This is a genomic window from Moorena sp. SIO4G3 (assembly GCF_010692305.1).
GTDB lineage: Bacteria > Cyanobacteriota > Cyanobacteriia > Cyanobacteriales > Coleofasciculaceae > Moorena > Moorena producens_A.
On sequence record NZ_JAAHIG010000122.1, the window covers coordinates 1 to 22,168 of the forward strand.

The following is a 22,168-nucleotide window of genomic DNA, read 5'->3' on the forward strand; positions in this document are numbered from 1 at the left end:
TCCTTATAACTTCACAGAGCAAGTCATCACCCTTTCCGGTCGCCGCCGTCAATCCCCTCTAGGGTTATCCGGAGAAACCAAGTTTGAGGTTGCTTTGTACTTACCCAAAGGCAATCCAAAACCAGCCTCCCAACTCAAGGAACCTACCAAGCATTAATTACCAATGGAAACCAGTCTGTCAGCATTGCTCAACTGGAAAACTTCTTGGGGTTAAATACAGCAGAGTTAGATCAACTAGGCAATGGGAATGTTAATCAAGGATCAGCTATTAAATTCATACCAATTACTGTAGAAGCTGGGGACATTTTGAGGTTTGATTGGAACTTCATCACCAATGAGAACACCTCTAACAATGTTTATAACGATTTTGCCTTTGTCTATATCTCTTCAGGGGACGTGTTGGAACTAGCAGATACAACTAGTGACTTTGTCGCATCCACGACTTCTTTTAATTCACAAACTGGCTACAAAACATTTACTTACGAGTTTACAACAGCTGGCACGTTTACCTTCAGTATAGGAGTTGTGGATATGGCCGATTCTACCGTTGATTCTGGGCTGCTAATTGATAACTTGACACTGAATGGCTTGATATTTGAAGATGACTTTGACCCGGATAGCGATAATAACCAATGGGCAGAAATTAGCAATGGTCAAGTTAATACCAACTTTGGTGGCGATGGTAACTCCCTTTGGTTTGATGGCGGTTCTGCAGAAGATAACTCCCGTTATGCTATTACCCAAGCCCTAGATGTTTCCCGTGGCGGTACTATTTCCTTTGACCTAATCATTGGTAATATCATTGGTAATAGTAATAATGGAGGGGAGAATGCCGATTCTGGGGAAGATATCGCTCTTGAATATTCCATTGATAGCGGTATCTCTTGGGTAAGACTAGGTTTGTATGACACAGAAGACTACATCAGTTGGACAACTATTACTCAGAGCATTGACACCGATGCTATAACTAGTGCTACTCAGTTCCGCTGGCTACAGCTTAACCATAGTGGTTCTGGATTCGATAACTGGGCTATTGATAATGTACATATTGATTTACTTTAGATTATGAATCACTATAATCATCTGTTTGATTTAATTAATGTAAAATCAATAACGGAAAAGGTAAAAAAGAAAAGGAAAAATGGAAAATGGAAAAAGCCTAGAATAAATTTACATGCCTAATTGACATGTCTAGGTTTACCATTTCCCCTGTAAATGGATAAATTAATCTGATGATTGCCGGATTTTTTTTATATCAATCCTTAGTTCAATTAAAAGCTGCTATTTCTAGTTTAGATAATAGCTCTTTCTCAACGTATTCCAGGTGATGTAAATCCTCAGCTACAATTAGTAGAGTAACATCCCCTTGAGTTTGTAAGGTGTCAAATTCATAAGGAAAAACAAAATTCTGAGTACTATTACCCTGGTAGATTAAGGAACCAATCTTTTCCCGTAGGGTGCTAAAACTACAGGGTTCGATTTTAAGTCTCAACACCTTCCAGCATCCATCGTAGTCACTAGAACCAAACAACTTGTCAAGAATAAAAAACGCAAAGGACGATCCATTCAGTCGGGCGTTGTTTTCGATCGGAAATATTCCTTGATCTGTGACAATATAATCGATGCCTAAGATGCCAAGATAGCCATCATCTCGCATCTGCTGGGCGATTTTGAAGGAGTAATCGCGAATTAACCCTTCTATCCGGCTTGAATAGGGTTTTCCTTTCACGTTACCGATATGTTTTAACCCATGAAACAGCTGGCATGTTATGCCCAGATGAGCAATTTCTCCATTGCTGCCAATCATCCACTGGTCATTGGGGGATGTAATGACTTTGAGGAATGGCTCAATTAAAAAACAACTCTCTGTCGATGCCAGCATTTGTGGGATATGAGTCTCAAGGTTACTGCTGTTAACTTTATAAAGTGATGAGCCTACAGAGCCTTGTGCGCCCCGGATCAGTAACGTCTCATAATCCTTAAGCCAACCTAAGATTTCCTGTCGCAGTTCTGTCTCAAAATCCTCAGAGTCTGATGATTTACTCAGGATAGTTCCTGGTACTGTGGGAATACCAAGAGACTGACACAGGGACTTGAAGGTGGACTTGTCAAAATACTTTAAGGTAATAGACTGATCACAGCCAAAAAAAACGGCATCAATGGTTGACGCCGCCTCTTTATCTACATCTGCCGAATAATAGGGAACAAACACCAAAGGTTTTCCGATAGATGCAAGAAATGCTCTAACTTCATCCGCTTTTTGCATTATCAGCTCTGAGAGCAGTGCTGGTTCATTTTCACGGTTGAAGGCAAAGACTTTCTGGGGTCCTAAGCCAAGATTTTTCAGCCAGTCGTAGTACTCTGCATCCAGATTTCCAGGAATCATCACGACATCGTCTGAACCAGCTACAGCTAGGGCTCGTGACGCCCAAGGTTCAAGTGTATTCTTGCCCTGAAAGTGAGGTTGGCTTCGGATATCAAAGGCAAATACCCTTACTTGATCGGAATTTGAGGAAATCAAGTCCAGAATAGAGCTTGATTTTGCGATCGCATTTGAGTTTACGCTTGAGTTCAATTCATCCTCTTGATGGGTGTGATTACTAATTAACCTTTTGCTCGCAACAGCAACATCCATATGCTTACTCCATACAGACCTAACTACGACTTATTACAATTTACAAAAGAGCGACATTAAAAATGAACCTATCTCCGTCTAGGAGTAGGACAAACCTTGCCCGCTGCTACCCTCGTGCTTAACTATGAGTAGTTAACCATAAGAACTGCTCTAGAGTCAAGACCCTATCCCACAAGTGTTACTCATGGGATATGCTAAATGCACCCTGTTTTGATGAGGGGTTATGGACACAAAATTAGCGGCAATTGCCAAGTGCGCTTAAGCGCTCCTACAGGCTATGCAATCCTAATCCTATAACTCTAACTGCTATAAAAATTAAATTTCGACTGATTTTTTTAACATTTTCTCATAATTAGGTGTTTGGTGTTTGGTGTTAAGTGTTTGGTTAATGGTGTTTGGTGTTTGGTTAATGGTGTTTGGTTTTAGATTTTAGAACCGGAACAGATACAAACAATCACCTGATGGATCATTTCCCATTACTTGTAGAACTGTTGCGGAGTTATAGCCCTTGGACACTGACTGTAGGGTTGGATCAGTTATCGCTCTCTCTTTAGTTAGAGAGTTAGGGGACCCAGGGCAGGTATAGGTTTTACCATAGTTATTGTTTCTTTAGTTATAGGGACTTTTTTGATAACACAAAAAGTTTAAATAACGCAATTAACCCCTAAAAGTCCGGGAATTATTTTTATAATGGGATCATCTATCCAAATCAACATAAATCAATCAGGACTTAAGCAGTTGCACTACATATAGTGATAACGCAACCATTGCACCCCTAAAATTAGCGTTGAGGAACACAAGCAAGGGTAAGTCCTGTCAATAAAAACTAATCACAAATCACTAATGCCTATTAGTTACCGATTCTTGGCAACAGCCGCAATATAAAGGAGTTTTATCAATGAGGCGATGGCGACCCATACTGTTGCTTGTGGCTTTTGTCCTAACTATAGTTCTCTCTAACTGCGTTAGCCCTTCTAATTGGATTGGTCAAAATACCCCTCCCAGTCCTACTCCTACTGTTTCTGAGAGTCCTAGTCCCAGCCCTACTCCTACTCCTACTCCTACTCCTACTCCTACTCCCAGCCCTAGTCCCAGCCCTACTCCTACTCCTACTCCTACTCCTACTCCTACTCCTACTCCAACTAAACCTCCTAAGGATTCCAAGGGCAGGACTATCGTTTACGGAGCAGTGGGACAACCAGAAAACCTAGAACCAGGTAATATCAGCGACCGGGAATCCCTGGTTGTCCAAAAACAAATTTACAATCGCCTGGTGGAATACAAGCTGGGAACGATTGAACTGGAACCGGGATTAGCTACTGATTGGGAAGCATCTCGCAATAGCAGAGTTTGGACATTTAAACTGCGCCAAAGAGTGAAGTTTCATGACGGGACTAATTTCGATGCTGAAGCGGTTAAGTTCAATGTCGAGCGTTGGTGGGACCCGGGAAACAAATATGGCTATCGCGATAAAGACAGAAAGTATCAAATTTGGGCTGATTTATTTGGTGGCTTCAAGGGAAAGTCTAAATCCCTATTACAAGAGATAGTCATCAAAGATAAGTATACAATTCAATTTGTCCTGAAACAGCCCTTAACCATTTTTCCAGCTATGATTGGGTCAGGCTACTTTGGTATCGCTAGCCCAACAGCCATCAAGAAAGCAGGTTCTAAGTATGGTCGTGACTCATCTCTAGCAGTAGGGACAGGTCCATTTAAATTCAAAGAGTGGCGTAATGGCAAGGAAATTATCCTAGAAAAAAACCCAAACTACTGGAAACCAAACCTACCTAAAGCAGAAAAGGTAATCGTGCGGTTCATCCCGGATATTGCGAAGCGGCTGACCATGTTGAAATCTGGAGAGATTGACTTCACTTCAGACCTAGTTCCTAAGCAATTAGAAAATTTAGTTGGTGAGGCTAACCTCAAATCGATTTTCCGTCCCTCCTTCAACGTCGGATATCTATCCCTCAATACCAACTACAAACCCCTGTCCAAACAAAAAGTAAGGATTGCGATCGCATTAGGAATTAATCACCAAAAGATTGTCGAAAAATATTGGCAGGGTTTAGGAGAGAGTGATGCTCACTTCACCCCACCCCTCCTCGATTGGTCTGAGTCACCCAATTTTGGTAGCTATAAATATGATCCACAGCTAGCCAAGCAACTGCTGAGGGAAGCTGGCTACGCCAAAGGCTTTGACCTTGAACTGTGGTATATGAAAATTTTCCGCCCCTACTATCCTGATCCCAAAGCGATCGCCCAAGCAATAGCTGATGACTTAGGTAAGATTGGCATCAAGGTTACTTTAAAAACCAAACCCTGGAAAGATTATCTCAAAGACCGACAAAAGTCTCCTGGCTTCCAAGGATTTATATTGGGCTGGACTGGGGAATATGGGGACCCAGATAACTTCTACTATTCCCACTTCGGACCTAATGCTACCGCTGACCTTGGACGTTGGAAGAATAACCAAATCCTACGGCTATTGGAAACCGGTCGTAAGACCCAAGACAAGGATGCTAGAGCAAGAATCTATCGCCAAGTCGATAAAATTTTATTTGAAGAAGCCGTGCGCATTCCCATTGTCCACTCCCAACCGCTTTTAGGTAAGCGCGCCAATATTCAAGGCTGGAAGCCCAGTCCACTGGGTTCAGAATCCTTTGAAACTGTGGATAAGATTTAGCTAAACCGCTCTTATGCCCCACGTCTCAACCCGTAGGGTGAGCGTGGGATGAATGGCGGACAGCAACTTTCGATTCATATTGAATATTAATTGTCGGAAATAGTAGAATGGTAAGGGAGGTGATTTGCCATGAGAACAACCTATCAGTACAGATTGCGCCCGACTCAGCAACAAGCAGCATTAATTGACAGATGGTTGTCAATGTTATGCGCTCAATACAATTACTTATTGGCTGATAGATTCAACTGGTATGAGCAAAATCGCTCACCTGTTAATGCCTGTCCTCTGATTTGTCACTTGCCTCAACTAAGAATCAACCCTAATTACTACTCTCAAAAGAAGACTCTGCCTCAACTTAAGCAAGAGCGACCTTGGTATAAGGATATTCATTCTCAAGTTTTACAGGATGTAGTTAAGAGAGTTAAGCTAACCTTTGACAGATTCTTGATCGGAGATAGTAGCGGCAAAAGAAGTGGCAAACCCAGGTTTAAGCCACTCAGTCGTTACAGAACTTTCACCTACCCTCAAATCAAACAATCTTGCTTGCAAGGTAATCGCATTGACTTACCAAAACTGGGTAAGATTAAGGTTGTCTTGCATCGTCAAATTCCTGACGGGTTCAAAATCAAGACGGTTTCTATCAGTAAAAAAGCTGACGGATTGTACGTTACACTTTCTCTTGAGGATAAGACCGTTCCTGAAATTAAAACAGATATCAATCCTCACTTAATCATTGGTATTGATGTTGGTCTAAAGGATTTTTTGACTACTTCGAGTGGTGAAACAGTTACAATACCTCAGCACTACCGTAAAGCTCAAAAAAGACGGCGGCTTATTCAGAAAAAAGTATCACGTCGAGAGAAGGGTGGTAATCGTAGACTCAAGGCTATTAAGTTGTTAGCTAAACAACATCAAAAAGTAGCTAACAAGCGTAAAGACTTCCACTTCAAAACAGCTAATCAATTGCTGTCAAAGTATGACGTTATTGCTCATGAGACTTTGAATGTCAAAGGTCTTGCTCGTACCAAATTGGCATTATCTGTGTTGGATGCTGGGTGGTCAAGCTTTCTGTCGATACTGACAAACAAAGCCTTAAATGCTGGTTTGTTGGTTGTCCCAGTAAGTGCTCATAACACCTCACAAAATTGCTCCAGTTGTGGAGAGAAAGTACCCAAAAAGCTGCATATTCGCTGGCACGACTGCCCTCATTGTGGGTGCAGTCTTGACCGTGACCACAATGCAGCGATTCGGCGTTCGCGAAGCGTGGCCTTCGGCCTCAGCCGACGCTACGCGAACAATATAAAAAATAGAGCGGTGGGGCATCCCGTTCTTAAAGCTCAGTTAATGTCCGACGGGATACCGGGAGTCGCTGAGAAGCCCACACTTACCCGATCGGGTAAGTGTGGGAGTATGTCACAGAGAACACTATAATTACAAATGTGTAACTTCAAAGGTAACAACTCTTAACAATAACTATTGGCACAAGTAATCCTGCTATACACAAAAGGTAAATAGTAAAAGGGAACTAGTTCGATGGCAAAAAAAAGGAATACATCTAGAGACGGATTTAGGAACCAGTTAGAAAACTTTGGGTTAAACAACTTCAATTGGATTTGGGACTTTATTCAAAGCAACGACTCTCTCAGACGTAAAGTCAACAAAACTATCATTAACAATGCCGTCTACAAAATGCCCACTCGTCCCCATAAGTTAAGTGCGATGGCACCCTATACTTCTTGGGACTCATTAACAGACCGAACCTGGATCGGACGACATTTACCCCCCGATCCAGAGTTCAACAAACCAGGGAACCTTCCCCCTCTCGAAGACCTTGCTGTTTTGTTTCGCAAAAAAGAGGGGAAAACCATCTATTCCGAGAAATCTACCCTGCTGTTTCCCTATTGGGTGCAGTGGTTTACCGACGGCTTTCTGCGCACTGATCGCTACAATAGATTAAAGAATACCTCTAACCACGGCATCGATTTATCTCCCGTCTATGGGTTGAACAGAAAATCTACAGACATGCTGAGATCCAATCAGGGCGGGAAACTGAAAAGCCAGATTATCAATGGTGAAGAATATCCTCTCTTCTATTACGACGATCCAGAACAGGGAGTGGTCAAACCAGAGTTTGACGGGTTGTATGAACCGCTCAATGATGAGAAGCGACTAGACCCAGCTAAGAAAGCCAAACTATTTGCCATGGGTGTAGAACGAGCCAATGTCCAAATTGGCTATGTAATGCATAACGTTCTGTGTCTGAGGGAACACAATCGCCTGTGTGATTTACTGGCTAAGCATTATCCCGATTGGGATGACGAGCGACTCTTCCAAACGGCCAGAAACATCGTGATGGTGTTAATCATGAAAATTGTGGTGGAAGAATATGTTAATCACATTACCTCCTATCACTTTAATTTCATTGTGGATCCCCCAGCGTTTACCAATGAGAGATGGTATCGCCAGAATTGGATGACAGTAGAATTTAGTTTGGTATATCGTTGGCACAGTGCCCTTCCCGAAACTCTGACCTATGACAGCAAGCAAATTCCGATGGTGGATAGCCTCTGGAATAATGAAATGCTGATCAATAAAGGCTTGGGACCATTGTTTGAGGAGACCTGTTCCCAAGCAGGCAGCAAAATTGGTTTGTTTAACACCTCAGAATTCCTAATACCTGTTGAATTGGCAAGTCTCGACTTAGGTCGTCAAGCTCAACTGGCTAGCTACAATGATTACCGGGAAATGTGTCAGTTTCCTCGGGTGACGGATTTCGATCAGATCACAGGGGATGAAGATACTCAAAGGGAACTAAAACGGTTATACGGTGATGTCAACAAGATTGAATTCTATGTGGGACTCTATGCCGAGGATGTGCCACCAAATGCAGCAGTAGCTGCCCTGGTTACCCGAATGATAGCAGTTGATGCCTTTTCCCAAGCATTGACCAATCCCCTGTTGGCAGAAAATATCTTCAACGAAGAAACCTTTTCCCCGGTCGGTTGGGAAGTAATACAAAACACCAATACTCTCTCAGATGTGGTAAACCGCAATACTCAACAGCAGGATAAAAGCTATAAAGTAACATTTGACAATCCGTAAGCAAGGCATCGGGTATTGTCAAGGAAAAATTCAACAAGAAATTAAAGCTCTCTGATTTAAAAATCACCGGTTAAGTAAAATTTGAGTCTCAATCACCAGCTATCTGCTCACAGAATTTGACAGTACCCGATCAAACCCACTGGTATCCTCAAGGAGTTTTTATCACAACCAATTCCTCAAAATTTTTCTATAAAAAATAACCATGAAGCTATTTACAGAATATCCCGAAAAGGACGAACGAAACTATTACGACCTTGTAGCCGAACAAGTCAGGATTCAGATGGATCAGCTTTACAAGGATGAAGAACGGGCTTTGCGAGACACCCATGCCAAAACCCACGCCTCGGTGGAGGGAAACCTAGAAATTTTTGATTTTGATGAACAGAGTATTAAGACCGAACTAGGGAAACGAACTCGGCTTACTCAAGAGCAACTCAATGGGATTTCCCTCAAGCAAGGACTTTTTGCGACACCGAAACAATATCCTGTTCAGCTACGATTTGCCAATGGGCGAACAAATGTTGAAAACGACTATGTCTCAGACACACGCTCAATGTCTGTGAAAGTGATTGGTGTTGAAGGAGAAAGCTTTGAACAAAGCTACGAGCCAAACACTCAAGATATTATTGTTCAAAATGCCAAGATCTTTTTTATCAAAACCATCAAAGATTATTATGAATTCTTTGGCTCCATAGTTGAGTCAGAGCAAGCTGCCCAAAAGTGGCTCAGGACTCATCCCAGGCAATTGCTAGCCCTAGCTAAAGTAACAGCTCGAACCCCAAAGAGTTTATTAACAGAACGGTATTGGAGTGGTTCTGCTTATGCCCTTGGACTCAAACCAGATTTTGATCAGTCTCAACCGGGCTTAGTTCCTGTTGACTATCCCGCCGTGATCAAATACGCCTTTACCCCTGTTTCATGCCAGCCTCCCCATCAAAGCATGGGATATCAGTCCCGACCAGGTATTCCCAAACTTCCCTTCTTCGATCGCGCCAAGGCTCTGGGATTGGATGAAAGCAAACCGGACAATTACTATCGAGACGAGCTGATCGAACAACTATCGAAAACCGATGCCCTGTATTGCTGGGACTTTGGTATCCAATTCCAAACCAATCCGAAAATGTCCATCGATGATGTCACAATTCGTTGGAGTGAGAAGAAGTCACCATTTTTTACCGTTGGTCGCCTTACCGTCAAGCATCAGATCATCGATTTTGACAAACAATACGACTCTGCTGAAAACCTACGATTTTCCCCGTGGAATGGCTTAGTAGTTCATCGTCCTGTGGGAGCTCTCAACCGGCTCCGTAATGTAGTTTATCCGATTGTGGCTAAGTATCGTTATCAAAAACGGGGACTCAACTACTAGTCTTTCAAGTTAAGCATACATGTTGCATTTTACTTGTTACTTGTTACTTGCCAATTTAAAATTTTCAAGTAACAAGTAGTGTAACCCTAAACCTCAATTCTCCATACCGCTATCTATCCAGCGCTCAAACAGATCGATTAGCTCGTCCGACCAGCAAGCATCATAAGGGAGAGAACCTTCGTTAAGTCGTTCTCGAAGCTTTTCCCCATTGGCTCGAACATTTTCTACATCATTGAGATCGATACCGTCTAACCGTTGCAGTGTTTCGAGATCAAAATCTCGAAATAGTGGTCTAATATCGGATCTGTACCCCACCCGCTCAGATTTTCGGAACTGTTCCCAAGATGGCAGGGGCTCAAGGTTGGGTTCTCGTTCGTGGTGAACACCAATCTGTCCTGGTGGCTCGTTATCTGGTGCTTGAGCATCAATCCACTCGCGGACAAACTCTTGTCTGGAACTATCTACTAACGGTCGATAGCGGGGCATTTTGCCAGTTTTACTAGAACTCTCTAATCGACTTACTAGTTCCGATCCTTCTGCGGTCAGGTTGCAGTTGTCTTCATTGCGACGGAGAAAAGGCCGATTAAACATATGCAATTGCACAAATTGCTCGCGATTGATTCCCGCCCAGAAATTGCTGTGGGCATCGATAGAAAACCCCCGCACTGCTTCTTCCAGAATGCGAGCCACCTTTTGGAAAGATTCTGTCCGAGCATGGGTGGGGATAGACTGACCCGCAGCCAACGCCTCTAAAATGCTTACCCGTCCCCGATCAGACCTCTGCAAATCCTCCAAAAAGGGGTCTTTCTGGTCGGGACTCCCATCATCCTGAAGCGCTTTCTCCACTAGGGTTAATGAAGCCTTGACCACATCTAAATGGACTCGCCAACGATCCCGTTCTAAATCTGGCAGATCGAGGGTATAGGGCAACTGGAAAGGAGGGCCGGCCGTCACCCCATTGTATAATTTTAGAGGCAGCCGCACCATTTTCTGGGCAATTTTCTTCAGATGGCGCATTTCATCGAAGGCCCACAATAGCAACAGGCCGCGCGGAGTGCGATCGCCTTTATCGGGCCCTGAAGATACATAGCGACGACCCGTTATTCTCAAGAAATGGATTAAAAAAGCCAGCAGTAACCGATAGCGTAAGTTGAACAGGTGTCCCCAGTTACGGGCGCGAGGGTTGGCAATATAGCCCCGTTCCTCAAACGCAGCACGGATATACTCCTCAAGCTTGCTTTTCCCCAATATGGTACGCGGCGGCTTGGTGCTAGGGTTAGTTGCTACTGGCCAGACAAATTCGACCCGCTCATTCTTCAACTTTTCAAAATCTTTGTAAAGTTGAAAGAATCGCTCAAAATGGGAGTCAACCGTAGAGCCATAGCCTTCCCCTTGTTCGGCAATGATTTCGAGAGCTTTGACCGCCTCTTTGCGTAAGGTGGTGGGATGAGAGCCTTCAAAGGTATCCACATAAACTCGTCGAGACTCAGACTTATCATTGCTGCCAAGACCCTGATCATAGCCCCAATCATCCCAGGTGCCTTGGAGGTCGATTCGGTCTGTATGAAAGTCTTGGTCTTTGAGTCCCTCTTCTGCATTGCCAAATAGTTCTATCAGACGCTCGTAAATCGCTCCCACATGCTGAATTGGACGACCGTCATTGGCACGCCGAGCAATTTTGGCAATATATAGGAGCCTTTGCCATGTTTTATCATCAATATCCCCCTGTTCGGCAGGCCGTTCGGCGGTAATATACTTGGCTAATGACTGCTTTGATAGGGGTTCGAGTTTAAAACGGAATGGATAGAGCTTGCTTTCAAAGGGCGAGTCTTCCCGCTCAAAATTTAGGGGAGCGCCAATCAGGTGCAGCAAGTTCTGTACCGTCATCAGATGCCCCATTTCTTCCCGTGCTAGTTGAGCCAATCGCTGGTAGAGCGATCGTACTCGTCCCCTTGTCTCATGATTTGTTTGATCGTCGCGCACGGAATAGGCAGCATAAAGGTACTGAACCATTAAAGCGTGTTCCACTTCGGCTGCGACCGTTAGCAATAAGGCCGCTTCATCTCGCGGGTTCCGTTCGATCTCAAAACTCAGGGGCAATTTTGCTAGTTTGAGGGTTGCGATCGCAGCCTCAGATGGAGGTTGACAAACCAGAACCTCTAGGGGTATCTCATAGGTTTTTGTCATCACATTAGTCCTCTCTCAGTACATGGGGAGTCATAGCAGTTAAGGCGAGTCGATCTCCAGTGCGTTCTGGGAAAATCAGCCGACTTTCTGATTCGTTGTCACAGGTGACGCGCGCCATGAACTGTCCAGGGGCTAACTTTTGCCCGCTGTCATCTCGTAAATCCCAGGAGATCGGGCGAGGGCCCTCTGCGGGATTCCGTTCCTCTAGCAACGTCCGTACTTTTCCCGCAAACCGATCATAGAGAACCACAGATAAGTTTGTTGCGCCCTCGGGTACGGTGAGGGGAATCAGAACCTGATCTGCAGTGATGTGAAGTTCCGTTGCCCCGAGCAAGCGGTTACTGGCTACTTCCCTCTCTGTTGGCTCGTGTAACTCTTGATTGGTGTATTTATAAACAGTGTTACCGGAGGCGTAAGCGACAGTGACAGACCCGTCGCTAACAAAGCGAAATCGGTTGATATATTGACCTATATTGGGACTAGGGGGACAAGAATAGCCCGGATCGGGTTTTGGCCAATCGGGGGTCAGGTCGCTCCAGGTGAAACCGCCATCTGTTGTCTCGCTAGTACGACCGCTCTCAAAAACTTGATCTCCCCAACCGCCAACCCAACCAAGCTGACGATTCAAAAAACCAATACCTTCCAGGTTCTCATTAATCATCTGACCGTTGCTGTTGCGAATTTCCTGTCGTCGCCAGGAGTTACCCCCGTCTTCAGTGATTAAAATCGCCCCTGCCTTCAGATTCTCACAGGCAACTACCCCAAATTCCGGATCGTCATCTAAAAATTGGATTTTCCAGCCCCATTCCCCTAATGGAACATTGATATCTCCGAGCATATCTTGCCAAGTGTTGCCACCGTCTGTTGTTTTCAGGACTGTAGGCACAACATCAGAACGACGGGGGTTAGGCCGCACCGAACGACCCCCGACAACCCAACCTGTCTGGTCATCTTTGAAGTAGATATCCACCAGAAGGGTAGCCACATCTTCCATATCCCTAACAAACCAGCTTTGACCGCCATCATTTGTTTTGAAGAAGCGTGCCGGTCGTTCGGGGTAGTTGGTTCCTGATGCGAATACGTTCTCTTGGTCAAGTACCCAAAGTCCGCAAACGGCTGAGGGGGCATCGGCTGGCAAGTTCTCTACTAAAACCCAGTTTTTACCGCCATCACTGGTGTGGTAGAGTTGTTTCCTTGGGGTTACGCAACCAACCCAACCGATCTGTTCGTCGAGCATATGAATACAGCGAAATTGACACTCCCTGTAACTGTTCTTGGATCTTCCAGTGACCTCCGCCATCTTCGGTTTTTAGGATTTGTCCATTCCCGTTAACAGCCCAACCAACATTAGGATTGATGAAAAAAATATCGTCATAACGACCGGCCAATGGTGCTGGTGTAGCCACCCACCGATAGCCATTGTCTCTCAAGTTCATGTTAACCCCCTATCTGTCCAAACATTGCCGTTTTTAAAACGCTTTTCGCAATCTTTGATGACCTTTTTGTCTGTCATAAAAGACAACTGTATTGGGTTGATTTATTCTCTAATCTTTTTAAGATTACATCTTCAGCTCAACACCAGTGACAAGAGATTATTTAAATGTAATATTTATTTAGACAAAGAAACAATTATTATTAATCATTTTCACTCATCATTCCCGTAATAAAGATTAGGGACTTCCAAAAAATTAATGATCCAGAAAGTCATTAGCAAGCGATCGCTAGCCATGAGGCATATGAGTAAATGAGCAAAAAGACTCGTTTTTGTCTATAGACTGTTTTGCTGGTTGACTGATAAAAGTTCACATAGCGCGATCGGTGCAGGAATCGGTGTAGCGGCGCGCTACCCTACGAAAACGTAAGCATTCAGCATTCAGCATTCAGCATTCAGCATTCAGCATTCAGCATTCAGCTATCAGAATTAAAGTAGGGTGGGCCAAGTAATATAATCTAGAATACTCAAAACAATCAAACTGTGTCTTGATGCAGTCGCTCATGGGGGAAACCCCCAAGACCGCGCTGCATCGCTTTTTGCCCACCCTACAAGCTGATAGCTGACTGCTGACGGCTGACCGCACCTCAAGTAGCGTGAGCTTTTAGCTCACGGCACCTCAAGCAGCGTGCGCGTAGCGCATATGCTTACACGAAAACTCATCTGACTTTGAACAAAAATCAAAGGAGCATTTGCGTAAGCAACGATAATTTCGAGTACTCTCAAATCCACCAAGGATAACATCGCAAATAATTGAGCAATGTTTCGGGCTTGTTGACAATAAACCGGTCGATTCTAGATTTTTGATACTATTGTTTACCTTGTGGCTGTAACTTATTATACAAATTTATAGCAATCCTAAATCATTGTCTTGATGCAGTCGCTCATGGGGGAAACCCCCAAGACCGTAATGGTGCTTTTTCCGTAGGCGAATTAAATTCGCCACGGGTCGCACCTCTGCATCGCTTGTAAAATCACTGGACTTTTTAAAAACTAGCTCCAACTCTTGTCCCTTCTGCCTTCTGCCTTCTGCCTTCTGCCTTAAAGCAGCCCATTTCTTTCACGAATCAGATAGGATTGCTATAGAGGCGTTTACCCTGGTTACATGTTACTTGTTACTTGCCAATTTGAAATTTTCAAGTAACAAGTAACGAACACCGAATAATTATAAGTATTCAACCGGACTCCATATTAGTTGTTTTCTGGCAAGCCTCTGAGCCGGGAAACGATACTCCCCGTACCAATAACTAAAAGTCCCAATATCACTGAGGGTTCGGGAACATTGATAGGAACAGACGTGATACTCAGTGCATTAATCGCGAAACGTACATCAACGCCCTCTTCTTTGGCATTCAGCACCAAGGTTTTGATGTCACCACTGCTATCAAACACGCCAGTAAAGATCACGCCGCTGCCAGCAACCATCTGGCTGACACCTGGACGTTCAAAACTTCCTAGACTATTTCCGAAACTATCAAAGGCTTCAATTGTTGCTATGTAGTCAACAATTTCTATAGGAGCGGATTGAATTTGTGTCCCAACACCAAAGACTGGAGTATCAAAGGTAATAGTCAGTGGACCAGGATTAGCAAGACCTGTAAACAGAAGCGCATCCCCTACATCAAATGCACCAGGGAAAACAGGAGTTTGATCAATACGGAGAAACTCTCCAGCAGGGATGCTGACATTTAAATCAAGACCGACCGCTGAAGTAGCTGAAAATGGGTTAGGTAGGGTGGGAAAAGGTGGTGCTACAACAACCTCAGCTACTTCAGACCAATCTAGGAAATCATTAGGGTTTAAAGCTTCTCTGGTATCTACAAATGTTGCGGCTTGGGCAGTACTTGTCAGTAATACAGTTCCTATGGCAGTTGCTAATAAGGTTTTCATTGCTGTTGACTACAAATTATTTTCGTAGTTCATCATATAGTTCATTTAGATCTACTAATCTATAGCAGAAGTAATTTTGTTATAATCTTTATCTACTTAACAGATGAGAACAAAAATCTTGCTAAAATCTTTATATATCAGAACCTGAGGGGGTGACAGTTCGGCTATAATCATTATCTGGTCTGGATTTATTCAATTCAGTTACCAAACTTATAAATAAACCCGATTTTTCGACCACTTGGATGAAAGAATCAGGGATTGAGTTCTCAGTAATTGAAAATATTCTCATGACTGTCTATATATAGTTTGGGATCATAAGTTTGGCCTCATAGTGACCTTAAACTTAGAGCTGGCAAGTACTTTGGCTCCCTTGTCGCCCCCCCAGATCCTTAGTCATCAGTTAGTTATTTTTATTCAGCTAACGCCATAGCAGCTTCCACAAGACTAGATCACAGCAATGCATTCAATTTCGACTAAAACATCCTTAGGTAGTCGGGAAACCTCAACACAGGCACGAGCTGGAGCGTCTTCCTCGTTAAAGTATTTGGCATAGATCTGATTTACTCTCGCAAAATCATTCATATCTGCCAGAAATACCGTGGTTTTGACTATGTCTGGGATTTTAGCTCCAGCAGCGACTAGGATAGCTTCAAGATTAGCCATTACCTGTTCTGTCTGCTTGGCTACATCATTACCACCAACAATTTCACCGGTGCTAGGGTCAAGGGGAATTTGACCAGCTACAAAAATCATTTGACCGCTGACTGCGATCGCTTGATTGTATGGTCCTACAGGTGCTGGGGCATTGGGGGTACGGATAATGTTTCGTGTCATAGTCTTCAGTCGTTCCAGGATGGACAAGTTAACACATTCCAAGATAACAGTTTGAGGATTCCCATCTCAGCCTTATCCCTGACCGATAAGTCTTGATCTTGGTAGTGAGGAGGTCAAGAATAGGGGGATGATGGGTAATAGTGGTATTAGTAGGATGAGGGGCAAGAAAGTGCTATGTCATCAATGCACCTGATTATCAGTAGTGCGTAGGGTGCGCACAGAAGACGGGCGAGCCCTCATTTTTTACCTTTTCGCCACTGTTGAGACCGCCAGTCTGGAAATAAAACGGGCAAGATGCCCGTTCCACCCACGGAGTCAAACTGGTTATAAATCAAAGGCTGAAATCCAGTAATTATATTAAGAAACCCGATTTATGCTTAATTACTGTAACCATTAACTATTAACAATAGTAACAATTTACCATTAATTATTATATACTGAATCTAGATTTTGGAGAGGATATTTGCTACTAGTTAAACACCACAAAAACTAATAATTTAAAAAAAAGGCGTATGTGAATGAATAATAAAATCCTGAAAACTATAGATCAACTAGGTATTCGATTTGTGCGTATCCTTTGGTGCGACAATGCTAACATAATCCGTGGTAAAGCAGTCCACCGGAAAACCTTACCAGACTACCTCAAACACGGTGTGGGCATTTCAGCAGCCCAGCAAGCTCTACCGGTGATGTATGATGTCCCAGTCCCAGGCAGTGGCTTGGGACCCATCGGTGAAATCCGCTTAGTACCGGATTGGGAAACCTTAACCTCCTTACCCTATGCTCCTGGTCATGGCCGTGTGTTTGGGGATATGGTCAACAATGGTAGCCCATGGCCCTATTGTCCCCGAAACTTCCTCAAAAGGATGGTAGGAGAAGCGGAAAGTGAGGGCTTACAAGTGGTTGCTGCATTTGAAAATGAGTTTTACCTGCTGCAGCCAACCCCTGAGGGGATTCTACCGGTAGACAATACCGTATTTGCCTCGACGCTGGCAATGGATCAACATCAGCAGGTGATTGACCAAATTGCTGAAGCCTTGGTGGAGCAAGGGATGCCCGTAGAGCAGTATTACCCAGAATGTGGTCCTGGTCAACAGGAAATTTCTATATTATATACCCAAGCCCTACCAGCGGCAGATCAACAAATAGCCTTCCGGGAGACAGTAAAAGCGATCGCATTTCAACATCACCTGGTTGCCTCATTTCTGCCCAAAATCCTAGCTGACCAAGCTGGTAATGGTTGTCACCTCCACCTCAGCCTATGGCGGGATGGGAAAAACTTGTTACTCAATCCAGAAGGGGATGGGGGACTTTCCCAAGTCGCCTGTCAGTTTATTGCTGGAATTTTACAGCATTTACCTGCTTTAATGGCACTAACCACACCCAGTACTAATTCTTATCGACGGATTCGCCCTCATTGTTGGAGTGGCGCGTTCCGTTGTTGGGGAATCGATAACCGAGAGGCTGCGGTTAGGGTACCGAGTAACCCAGACGGTGGAAGTCCAAGCAATTTTGAACTGAAAACTGTTGATGCTTCTTCTAATCCTTATCTAGCCTTGGGAGCAGTAATTGCGGCTGGCTTGGATGGAATTCGTAACAGTTTGGAATTGGGAGAAGCCGTGGTGGTAGATCCAGGACATTTGACAGAATTAGAACGTAGTGAGAGGGGTATTGAGTTATTGCCAACTACTTTAGGGGAAGCGATTGGTAACTTAAGTGCTGATCAATTACTGTTGGATGCCTTAGGAGTAGAATTGGCTCAAGCCTATCTAGCGGTAAGGAAAGCCGAGTGGGAGGCAATGAAAGATTTTGAGTTGGAGGAAGAAGTCGAGCTTTTATTAGAGCGATATTGAATCAATTGATATTGGTAAACACCTACACAGAATTAATTACCTACTCGCAATCTCTGTAACTCTTACATTGTAAGGCTTTGAGTTTTATGAAATGTGTAATTAATTTTGTGCACCTGCTTAAGCATTCAGCCGTCAGCTAATGCGCTACCTCAAGCGCGTCGTTCGCACAGCGTGGCCAAACGCGCCCCGCGTGGCCTTTTGGCCAAGGCCAAAGCCTGTGCCACGCAAGCTACTTGAGGTGCTAGCAGAAGCTTTAAGCTGATAGCTGAATGCTTATGCATAGTTGTTTCTATTTTAAATTAAAAAGGGGATATGATCTGATAAAAAATCCAACTTGAACTAATCGCAACCGTCCCTATCTTTTATTAGCAAGAGGGCAACGTTTCACTTCGTATGATGCCTGTTGTGTACCCCTAATTCGGCTTATTGCTACCTCCAATTCACTCAGCTTTTCTTGTAAACCACAGTACTGAACTTCTGCAACACGTAGATTCTCCGCTGCAACTTGCTTTTTATCGTTTAACTGACGTAATTTTCCCTGAGATACATTTATATTCTCTTCCAAACTGCGTATTTCTCCTCGAAGAGCAACTAAACGCTCTTGTGATGTTTGTACTTCAGTGCGGAAAGTGTCTCGCTGTTTTTGTAAGGTTTTGATTTCCCCTCGCACAGCCACTAGTTTCTGTTCAAAGCTTCGTTGTTCACGGCGAGAGGCTTCTAGCCGTTCTTGGGAGGTTTTGATTTCCCCTCGCACAGCCACTAGTTTCTGTTCAAAGCTTCGTTGTTCACGGCGAGAGGCTTCTAGCCGTTCTTGGGAGGTTTTGATTTCCCCTCGCACAGCCACTAGTTTCTGTTCAAAGCTTCGTTGTTCACGGCGAGAGGCTTCTAACCGTTCTTGAGAAGTTTTGATTTCCCCTCGCACAGCCACTAGTTTCTGTTCAAAGCTTCGTTGTTCACGGCGAGAGGCTTCTAGCCGTTCTTGAGAAGTTTTGATTTCCTTTCGCACAGCCACTAGTTTCTGTTCAAAACTTTGTTGTTCACGGCGAGAGGCTTTTAACCGTTCTTGGGAAGTTTTAATTTCCCCTCGCACAGCCACTAGTTTCTTTTCTAAACTTTGGCGTTCTGCCTTGAAGGATTTAAGCCGTTCTTGGGTAGTTTTAATTTCGCCTCTGAGAGCGACTAACTGCTGCTGAGATTGACGCACTTTTACTTGAGAGGATTCTAGTTGTGACTGTGCGCTTTGAATGTCGCTTCTGAGAGCGACTAACTGCTGCTGAGATTGACGCACTTTTACTTGAGAGGATTCTAGTTGTGATTGTGCGCTTTTAATGTCGCCTCTGAGAGCAACTAACTGCTGCTGAGATTGACGCACTTTTACTTGAGAAGATTCTAGTTGTGATTGTGCGCTTTTAATGTCGCCTCTGAGAGCAACTAACTGCTGCTGAGATTGACGCACTTGAACTTGAGAAGATTCAAGCTGTGCTGTTGCTGTCTGAGTTTTACTACGAAGGAGAAGGAGTTTTTCTTCAGCCGTGCTGATCTCAGTGCGAACTGCAACCAGTCTCTGCTGTGAAGTTTGTAACTGCCCTTGAGATTCTCCTGAAGTTTCTAAAACTGTCAGTAATCCAGCGACTTCCACATCGTCAGGCTCGTATTTTGCTGCTTTTTTAAAGGAAGCGATCGCATGTTTGTAGCGACCGATGCGATAGAGGGCAAATCCTCGCTGTTTCCAAGCCAGAGAGTTTCGAGCATCAAGCTGAATCGCCTTGTCACAATCCGTGATTGCTTTTTCATATCGACCGAGTTGATAAAAAGCCGTGCCTCGGTCAATCCAAATTGAAGCGGCCTTGGCATCCACTTCCAGTACTTGGTTGTAAAATGCGATCGCTTCAGAATACCGTTTCAAATCATAAAGCAGCACACTGGCAATTTTTTTGGGAATAATTGTCTGGACCAGCTGCTGTTCAAATTCTGATGTGGCTTGAATTAAAAGTGCTTGCTTCCAGGCCGTAATCACCGCATCGTATCGTTTTAGTTTATGGTTTGCCTTGCCTTTCTCAAACCACGCTAAAAGGTAATTGGGCTTAATTTTAATTGCTTGATCATAGGAAGCGATCGCGGCTTCGTACTGGCCTAAGCTACTCAAGGTATCCCCTCGCCAATACCAAGCTAAGAAAGAGTCTGGCTGAAGTTTTACAATCTGCGACCGTATCGTAATCTCTTCACTATACTTACCAATTCCTCGTAACTGACTGGCTTGTTGCCACAACTGATTGATCATTCTCCCTTGTGCAGCAACTTTCTCTGTCAAGGCGTTACGGCGGTCAAAATCCATCTGAGCAACGACAGTTTCAGCATTAGCACTAGCCATACTTGTCGTGATCAAAGTAGCTAGGGATACGACTACTTGAAACGGTAAATTTTTCATCTTTGGTGCTGAAGGAGTATTCTAGTTGACTTACAATTAGGGGTTACACTCATAATATTCCCAGCAATCCTGCCAAAGAGACAGTTACAGGTATCACCATCGACATGTTTTACCCCACCACCAAGCAAAGCGATCGCTACCAATCCTCGAAACAGTCCCTAGACTTTTTCGGGTAGTTTGTGCCTTCGTGGTTCAATAAAAATCTTCTTACCCTAACTTCCAGACAATTATCTGTACCATCTAATAATGTGAAATGATTAACCTGTGGACTATCACCGCTATTGACCAACACGCTCACAACCTGCTAACTCCTGAAGCTGCTGCTAATTATCCCTATCCTGCCTTCTTCAGTGAAGCCTATGATCCTGATATCATTAATCATCATGCCCGTAACAGCCTTTTCTACAAACGAAGCCTCCGGGATATTTCCCAACTCTTAGAGTGTGAACCACAGGAAGAGGCAATTCTTGAACATCGCCAGAAATTGGGCTTAAAAAAACTCACCCAGCAGTGTTTTCAATCATCTCAACTAGAAGCAATTTTCTTAGATGATGGTTTTTTGCCAAATGAGATTCTTCCTAGAGAATGGCATGAACAATTTCTGCCAGTAAAGCAGATCCTTCGTTTGGAATATCTAGCAGAAAATCTCATCCGTGAGATAGATGACTTTGCTACCTTCCTAGACCATTTCCGCGACAACATTGATCCACCTCCACCACAAGTGGTAGGCTTCAAGAGTGTTGCTGCCTATCGTACAGGTTTGGATATCCAACTGATACCACAGGAGGTAGCTAAGGAATGTTTTGATTGCTTCAAGCAAGAAGTCTTGAGGGGAAAACCCTTGCGGCTCGTAGATAAGCCTTTAATTGATTTTTTGATTACCCAAGCCCTAGAAATTGCTGCCAAACATGGACTACCTGTGCAGTTTCATACAGGGTTTGGTGACCCAGATTTAGACTTACCGCTGGCTAATCCAGTTTATATGCGATCGCTTTTGGAAGACCAACGCTTCCGTAACGCTCCGATTGTTCTGCTGCATGGCTCTTATCCCTATACCCAAGAAGCCGGTTATTTAGCAGCCGTCTATCCTCAGGTGTATTTAGATTTCGGGTTAGCGGTGCCTTTTTTAAGTGTAGCTGGGATGCGTAGTGTGGTGCAGCAGTTATTGGAATTTGTCCCAACCAGTAAACTGATGTATTCTTCTGATGCTCACAATATCCCGGAATTATATTACTTGGGAGCCAAGTGGGCACGGATAGTATTGGCACAGGTTTTGGAAGGAGCAATTGAGGATGGGGATTTGACTGCTAAGGAGGCGGAGTCAGTTGCTATGGGGATTTTGAGTGATAATGCTCGTGTGCTTTATAGGGCTAATGGTTCTTGATGAAACTCCAACTAAACGGGCAAGGGGTCTCCCGTTATAATCGCGTGATTTAACGGGAGGGGAATTGCTCGACAGGGTCTAATGGTTCTCGCGCTTGTAGTACAATAACATCATGCTCCTAACCTACTCCTATCGAATCAAGCCTAGTGACGAACAGATAACCATCATGGACAGATGGCTAGTGCGATTCGTTGGCTAGAAACCTTAACCTGAAAGGGTTTCAGGGGGATTAGCCGCAAGGGACTAAAAGAACCTTGACAACTTGATAACCATGCAGATGTAAATTCTGCCCTCTCGAAATTGGAGTG

General features: G+C 44.0%; 16 protein-coding genes. 8 read left to right on the forward strand and 8 right to left on the reverse strand.

Translation table 11 applies throughout. From position 1 onward, the window contains the following. Positions 1-204: 204 nt before the first annotated feature. Positions 205-1,062: a hypothetical protein gene (locus tag F6J99_RS21115; RefSeq protein ID WP_293115012.1), complete on the forward strand. Its 858-nt coding sequence runs from the start codon at positions 205-207 to the stop codon at positions 1,060-1,062. Positions 1,063-1,267: 205 nt separating this feature from the next. Here F6J99_RS21115 and F6J99_RS21120 read toward each other — a convergent pair whose 3' ends face one another. After that, a complete protein-coding gene (locus F6J99_RS21120; RefSeq protein ID WP_293115014.1) occupies positions 1,268-2,635 on the reverse strand; it encodes a hypothetical protein in 1,368 nt (455 codons plus the stop codon). Between the two features lie 898 nt (positions 2,636-3,533). Between F6J99_RS21120 and F6J99_RS21125 the strand changes: the two genes are divergently transcribed. The 4 genes from F6J99_RS21125 (at position 3,534) to F6J99_RS21140 (ending at position 9,792) form a co-directional block, all read left to right on the forward strand. After that, entirely contained in the window at positions 3,534-5,321 is a 1,788-nt protein-coding gene (locus tag F6J99_RS21125) for an ABC transporter substrate-binding protein (RefSeq protein ID WP_293115016.1), read from the forward strand. A 129-nt stretch (positions 5,322-5,450) separates the two neighbouring features. Next, positions 5,451-6,752: a transposase gene (locus tag F6J99_RS21130; RefSeq protein WP_293115018.1), complete on the forward strand. Its 1,302-nt coding sequence runs from the start codon at positions 5,451-5,453 to the stop codon at positions 6,750-6,752. A gap of 102 nt (positions 6,753-6,854) precedes the next feature. After that, entirely contained in the window at positions 6,855-8,423 is a 1,569-nt protein-coding gene (locus F6J99_RS21135) for a peroxidase family protein (RefSeq protein WP_293115020.1), read from the forward strand. Positions 8,424-8,625: 202 nt separating this feature from the next. Next, the gene (locus tag F6J99_RS21140; protein WP_293115022.1) at positions 8,626-9,792 is read left to right on the forward strand and encodes a catalase; all 1,167 of its coding nucleotides are present in this window, start codon (positions 8,626-8,628) and stop codon (positions 9,790-9,792) included. 93 nt (positions 9,793-9,885) lie between these two features. Here the strand turns inward: F6J99_RS21140 and F6J99_RS21145 are convergent, their stop codons facing one another. The 5 genes from F6J99_RS21145 to F6J99_RS21165 form a co-directional block, all read right to left on the reverse strand. Further along, positions 9,886-11,979 (reverse strand): ferritin-like domain-containing protein, encoded by a 2,094-nt coding sequence (locus F6J99_RS21145; protein ID WP_293115024.1) that lies wholly within the window; start codon positions 11,977-11,979, stop codon positions 9,886-9,888. A gap of 4 nt (positions 11,980-11,983) precedes the next feature. Beyond that, positions 11,984-13,216: a FlgD immunoglobulin-like domain containing protein gene (locus tag F6J99_RS21150; RefSeq protein ID WP_293115026.1), complete on the reverse strand. Its 1,233-nt coding sequence runs from the start codon at positions 13,214-13,216 to the stop codon at positions 11,984-11,986. After that, positions 13,149-13,415: a hypothetical protein gene (locus tag F6J99_RS21155; protein WP_293115028.1), complete on the reverse strand. Its 267-nt coding sequence runs from the start codon at positions 13,413-13,415 to the stop codon at positions 13,149-13,151. The genes F6J99_RS21150 and F6J99_RS21155 overlap by 68 nt, the downstream gene beginning before the upstream one ends. A 1,247-nt stretch (positions 13,416-14,662) precedes the next feature. Then, positions 14,663-15,361, reverse strand: coding sequence for a PEP-CTERM sorting domain-containing protein (locus F6J99_RS21160; RefSeq protein ID WP_293115030.1), 699 nt, complete (start codon positions 15,359-15,361; stop codon positions 14,663-14,665). Positions 15,362-15,805: 444 nt separating this feature from the next. Further along, positions 15,806-16,195, reverse strand: a complete 390-nt coding sequence (locus F6J99_RS21165; protein WP_293115031.1) for a RidA family protein — start codon at positions 16,193-16,195, stop codon at positions 15,806-15,808. Positions 16,196-16,713: 518 nt separating this feature from the next. Between F6J99_RS21165 and F6J99_RS21170 the strand changes: the two genes are divergently transcribed. After that, positions 16,714-18,048, forward strand: a complete 1,335-nt coding sequence (locus F6J99_RS21170; protein WP_293115032.1) for a glutamine synthetase family protein — start codon at positions 16,714-16,716, stop codon at positions 18,046-18,048. Positions 18,049-18,197: 149 nt separating this feature from the next. On the opposite strand, the gene F6J99_RS21175 is transcribed toward F6J99_RS21170, so the two are convergent. Both F6J99_RS21175 and F6J99_RS21180 read right to left on the reverse strand, forming a co-directional pair. After that, the gene (locus tag F6J99_RS21175) at positions 18,198-18,329 is read right to left on the reverse strand and encodes a hypothetical protein (protein ID WP_269087039.1); all 132 of its coding nucleotides are present in this window, start codon (positions 18,327-18,329) and stop codon (positions 18,198-18,200) included. Between the two features lie 74 nt (positions 18,330-18,403). Next, complete coding sequence (locus F6J99_RS21180; protein ID WP_293115033.1) at positions 18,404-20,476, reverse strand: tetratricopeptide repeat protein; 2,073 nt, start codon at positions 20,474-20,476, stop codon at positions 18,404-18,406. Between the two features lie 253 nt (positions 20,477-20,729). On the opposite strand from F6J99_RS21180, the gene F6J99_RS21185 reads away from it, so the two are divergent. Next, a complete protein-coding gene (locus F6J99_RS21185) occupies positions 20,730-21,860 on the forward strand; it encodes an amidohydrolase family protein (RefSeq protein ID WP_293115034.1) in 1,131 nt (376 codons plus the stop codon). Between the two features lie 112 nt (positions 21,861-21,972). Continuing rightward, complete coding sequence (locus F6J99_RS21190) at positions 21,973-22,059, forward strand: helix-turn-helix domain-containing protein (protein ID WP_293115035.1); 87 nt, start codon at positions 21,973-21,975, stop codon at positions 22,057-22,059. The last annotated feature ends 109 nt before the right edge of the window (positions 22,060-22,168 follow it).

Coding starts and splice junctions, on each gene's coding strand:
- F6J99_RS21185 (WP_293115034.1), top strand. CDS start 20,730: ATGATTAACCTGTGGACTATCACCGCTATTGACCAACACGCTCACAAC.
- F6J99_RS21160 (WP_293115030.1), bottom strand. CDS start 15,361: ATGAAAACCTTATTAGCAACTGCCATAGGAACTGTATTACTGACAAGT.
- F6J99_RS21125 (WP_293115016.1), top strand. CDS start 3,534: ATGAGGCGATGGCGACCCATACTGTTGCTTGTGGCTTTTGTCCTAACT.
- F6J99_RS21135 (WP_293115020.1), top strand. CDS start 6,855: ATGGCAAAAAAAAGGAATACATCTAGAGACGGATTTAGGAACCAGTTA.
- F6J99_RS21155 (WP_293115028.1), bottom strand. CDS start 13,415: ATGAACTTGAGAGACAATGGCTATCGGTGGGTGGCTACACCAGCACCA.
- F6J99_RS21150 (WP_293115026.1), bottom strand. CDS start 13,216: ATGCTCGACGAACAGATCGGTTGGGTTGGTTGCGTAACCCCAAGGAAA.
- F6J99_RS21175 (WP_269087039.1), bottom strand. CDS start 18,329: ATGCATAAGCATTCAGCTATCAGCTTAAAGCTTCTGCTAGCACCTCAA.
- F6J99_RS21170 (WP_293115032.1), top strand. CDS start 16,714: ATGAATAATAAAATCCTGAAAACTATAGATCAACTAGGTATTCGATTT.
- F6J99_RS21140 (WP_293115022.1), top strand. CDS start 8,626: ATGAAGCTATTTACAGAATATCCCGAAAAGGACGAACGAAACTATTAC.
- F6J99_RS21190 (WP_293115035.1), top strand. CDS start 21,973: ATGCTCCTAACCTACTCCTATCGAATCAAGCCTAGTGACGAACAGATA.
- F6J99_RS21165 (WP_293115031.1), bottom strand. CDS start 16,195: ATGACACGAAACATTATCCGTACCCCCAATGCCCCAGCACCTGTAGGA.
- F6J99_RS21130 (WP_293115018.1), top strand. CDS start 5,451: ATGAGAACAACCTATCAGTACAGATTGCGCCCGACTCAGCAACAAGCA.
- F6J99_RS21120 (WP_293115014.1), bottom strand. CDS start 2,635: ATGGATGTTGCTGTTGCGAGCAAAAGGTTAATTAGTAATCACACCCAT.
- F6J99_RS21180 (WP_293115033.1), bottom strand. CDS start 20,476: ATGAAAAATTTACCGTTTCAAGTAGTCGTATCCCTAGCTACTTTGATC.
- F6J99_RS21145 (WP_293115024.1), bottom strand. CDS start 11,979: ATGACAAAAACCTATGAGATACCCCTAGAGGTTCTGGTTTGTCAACCT.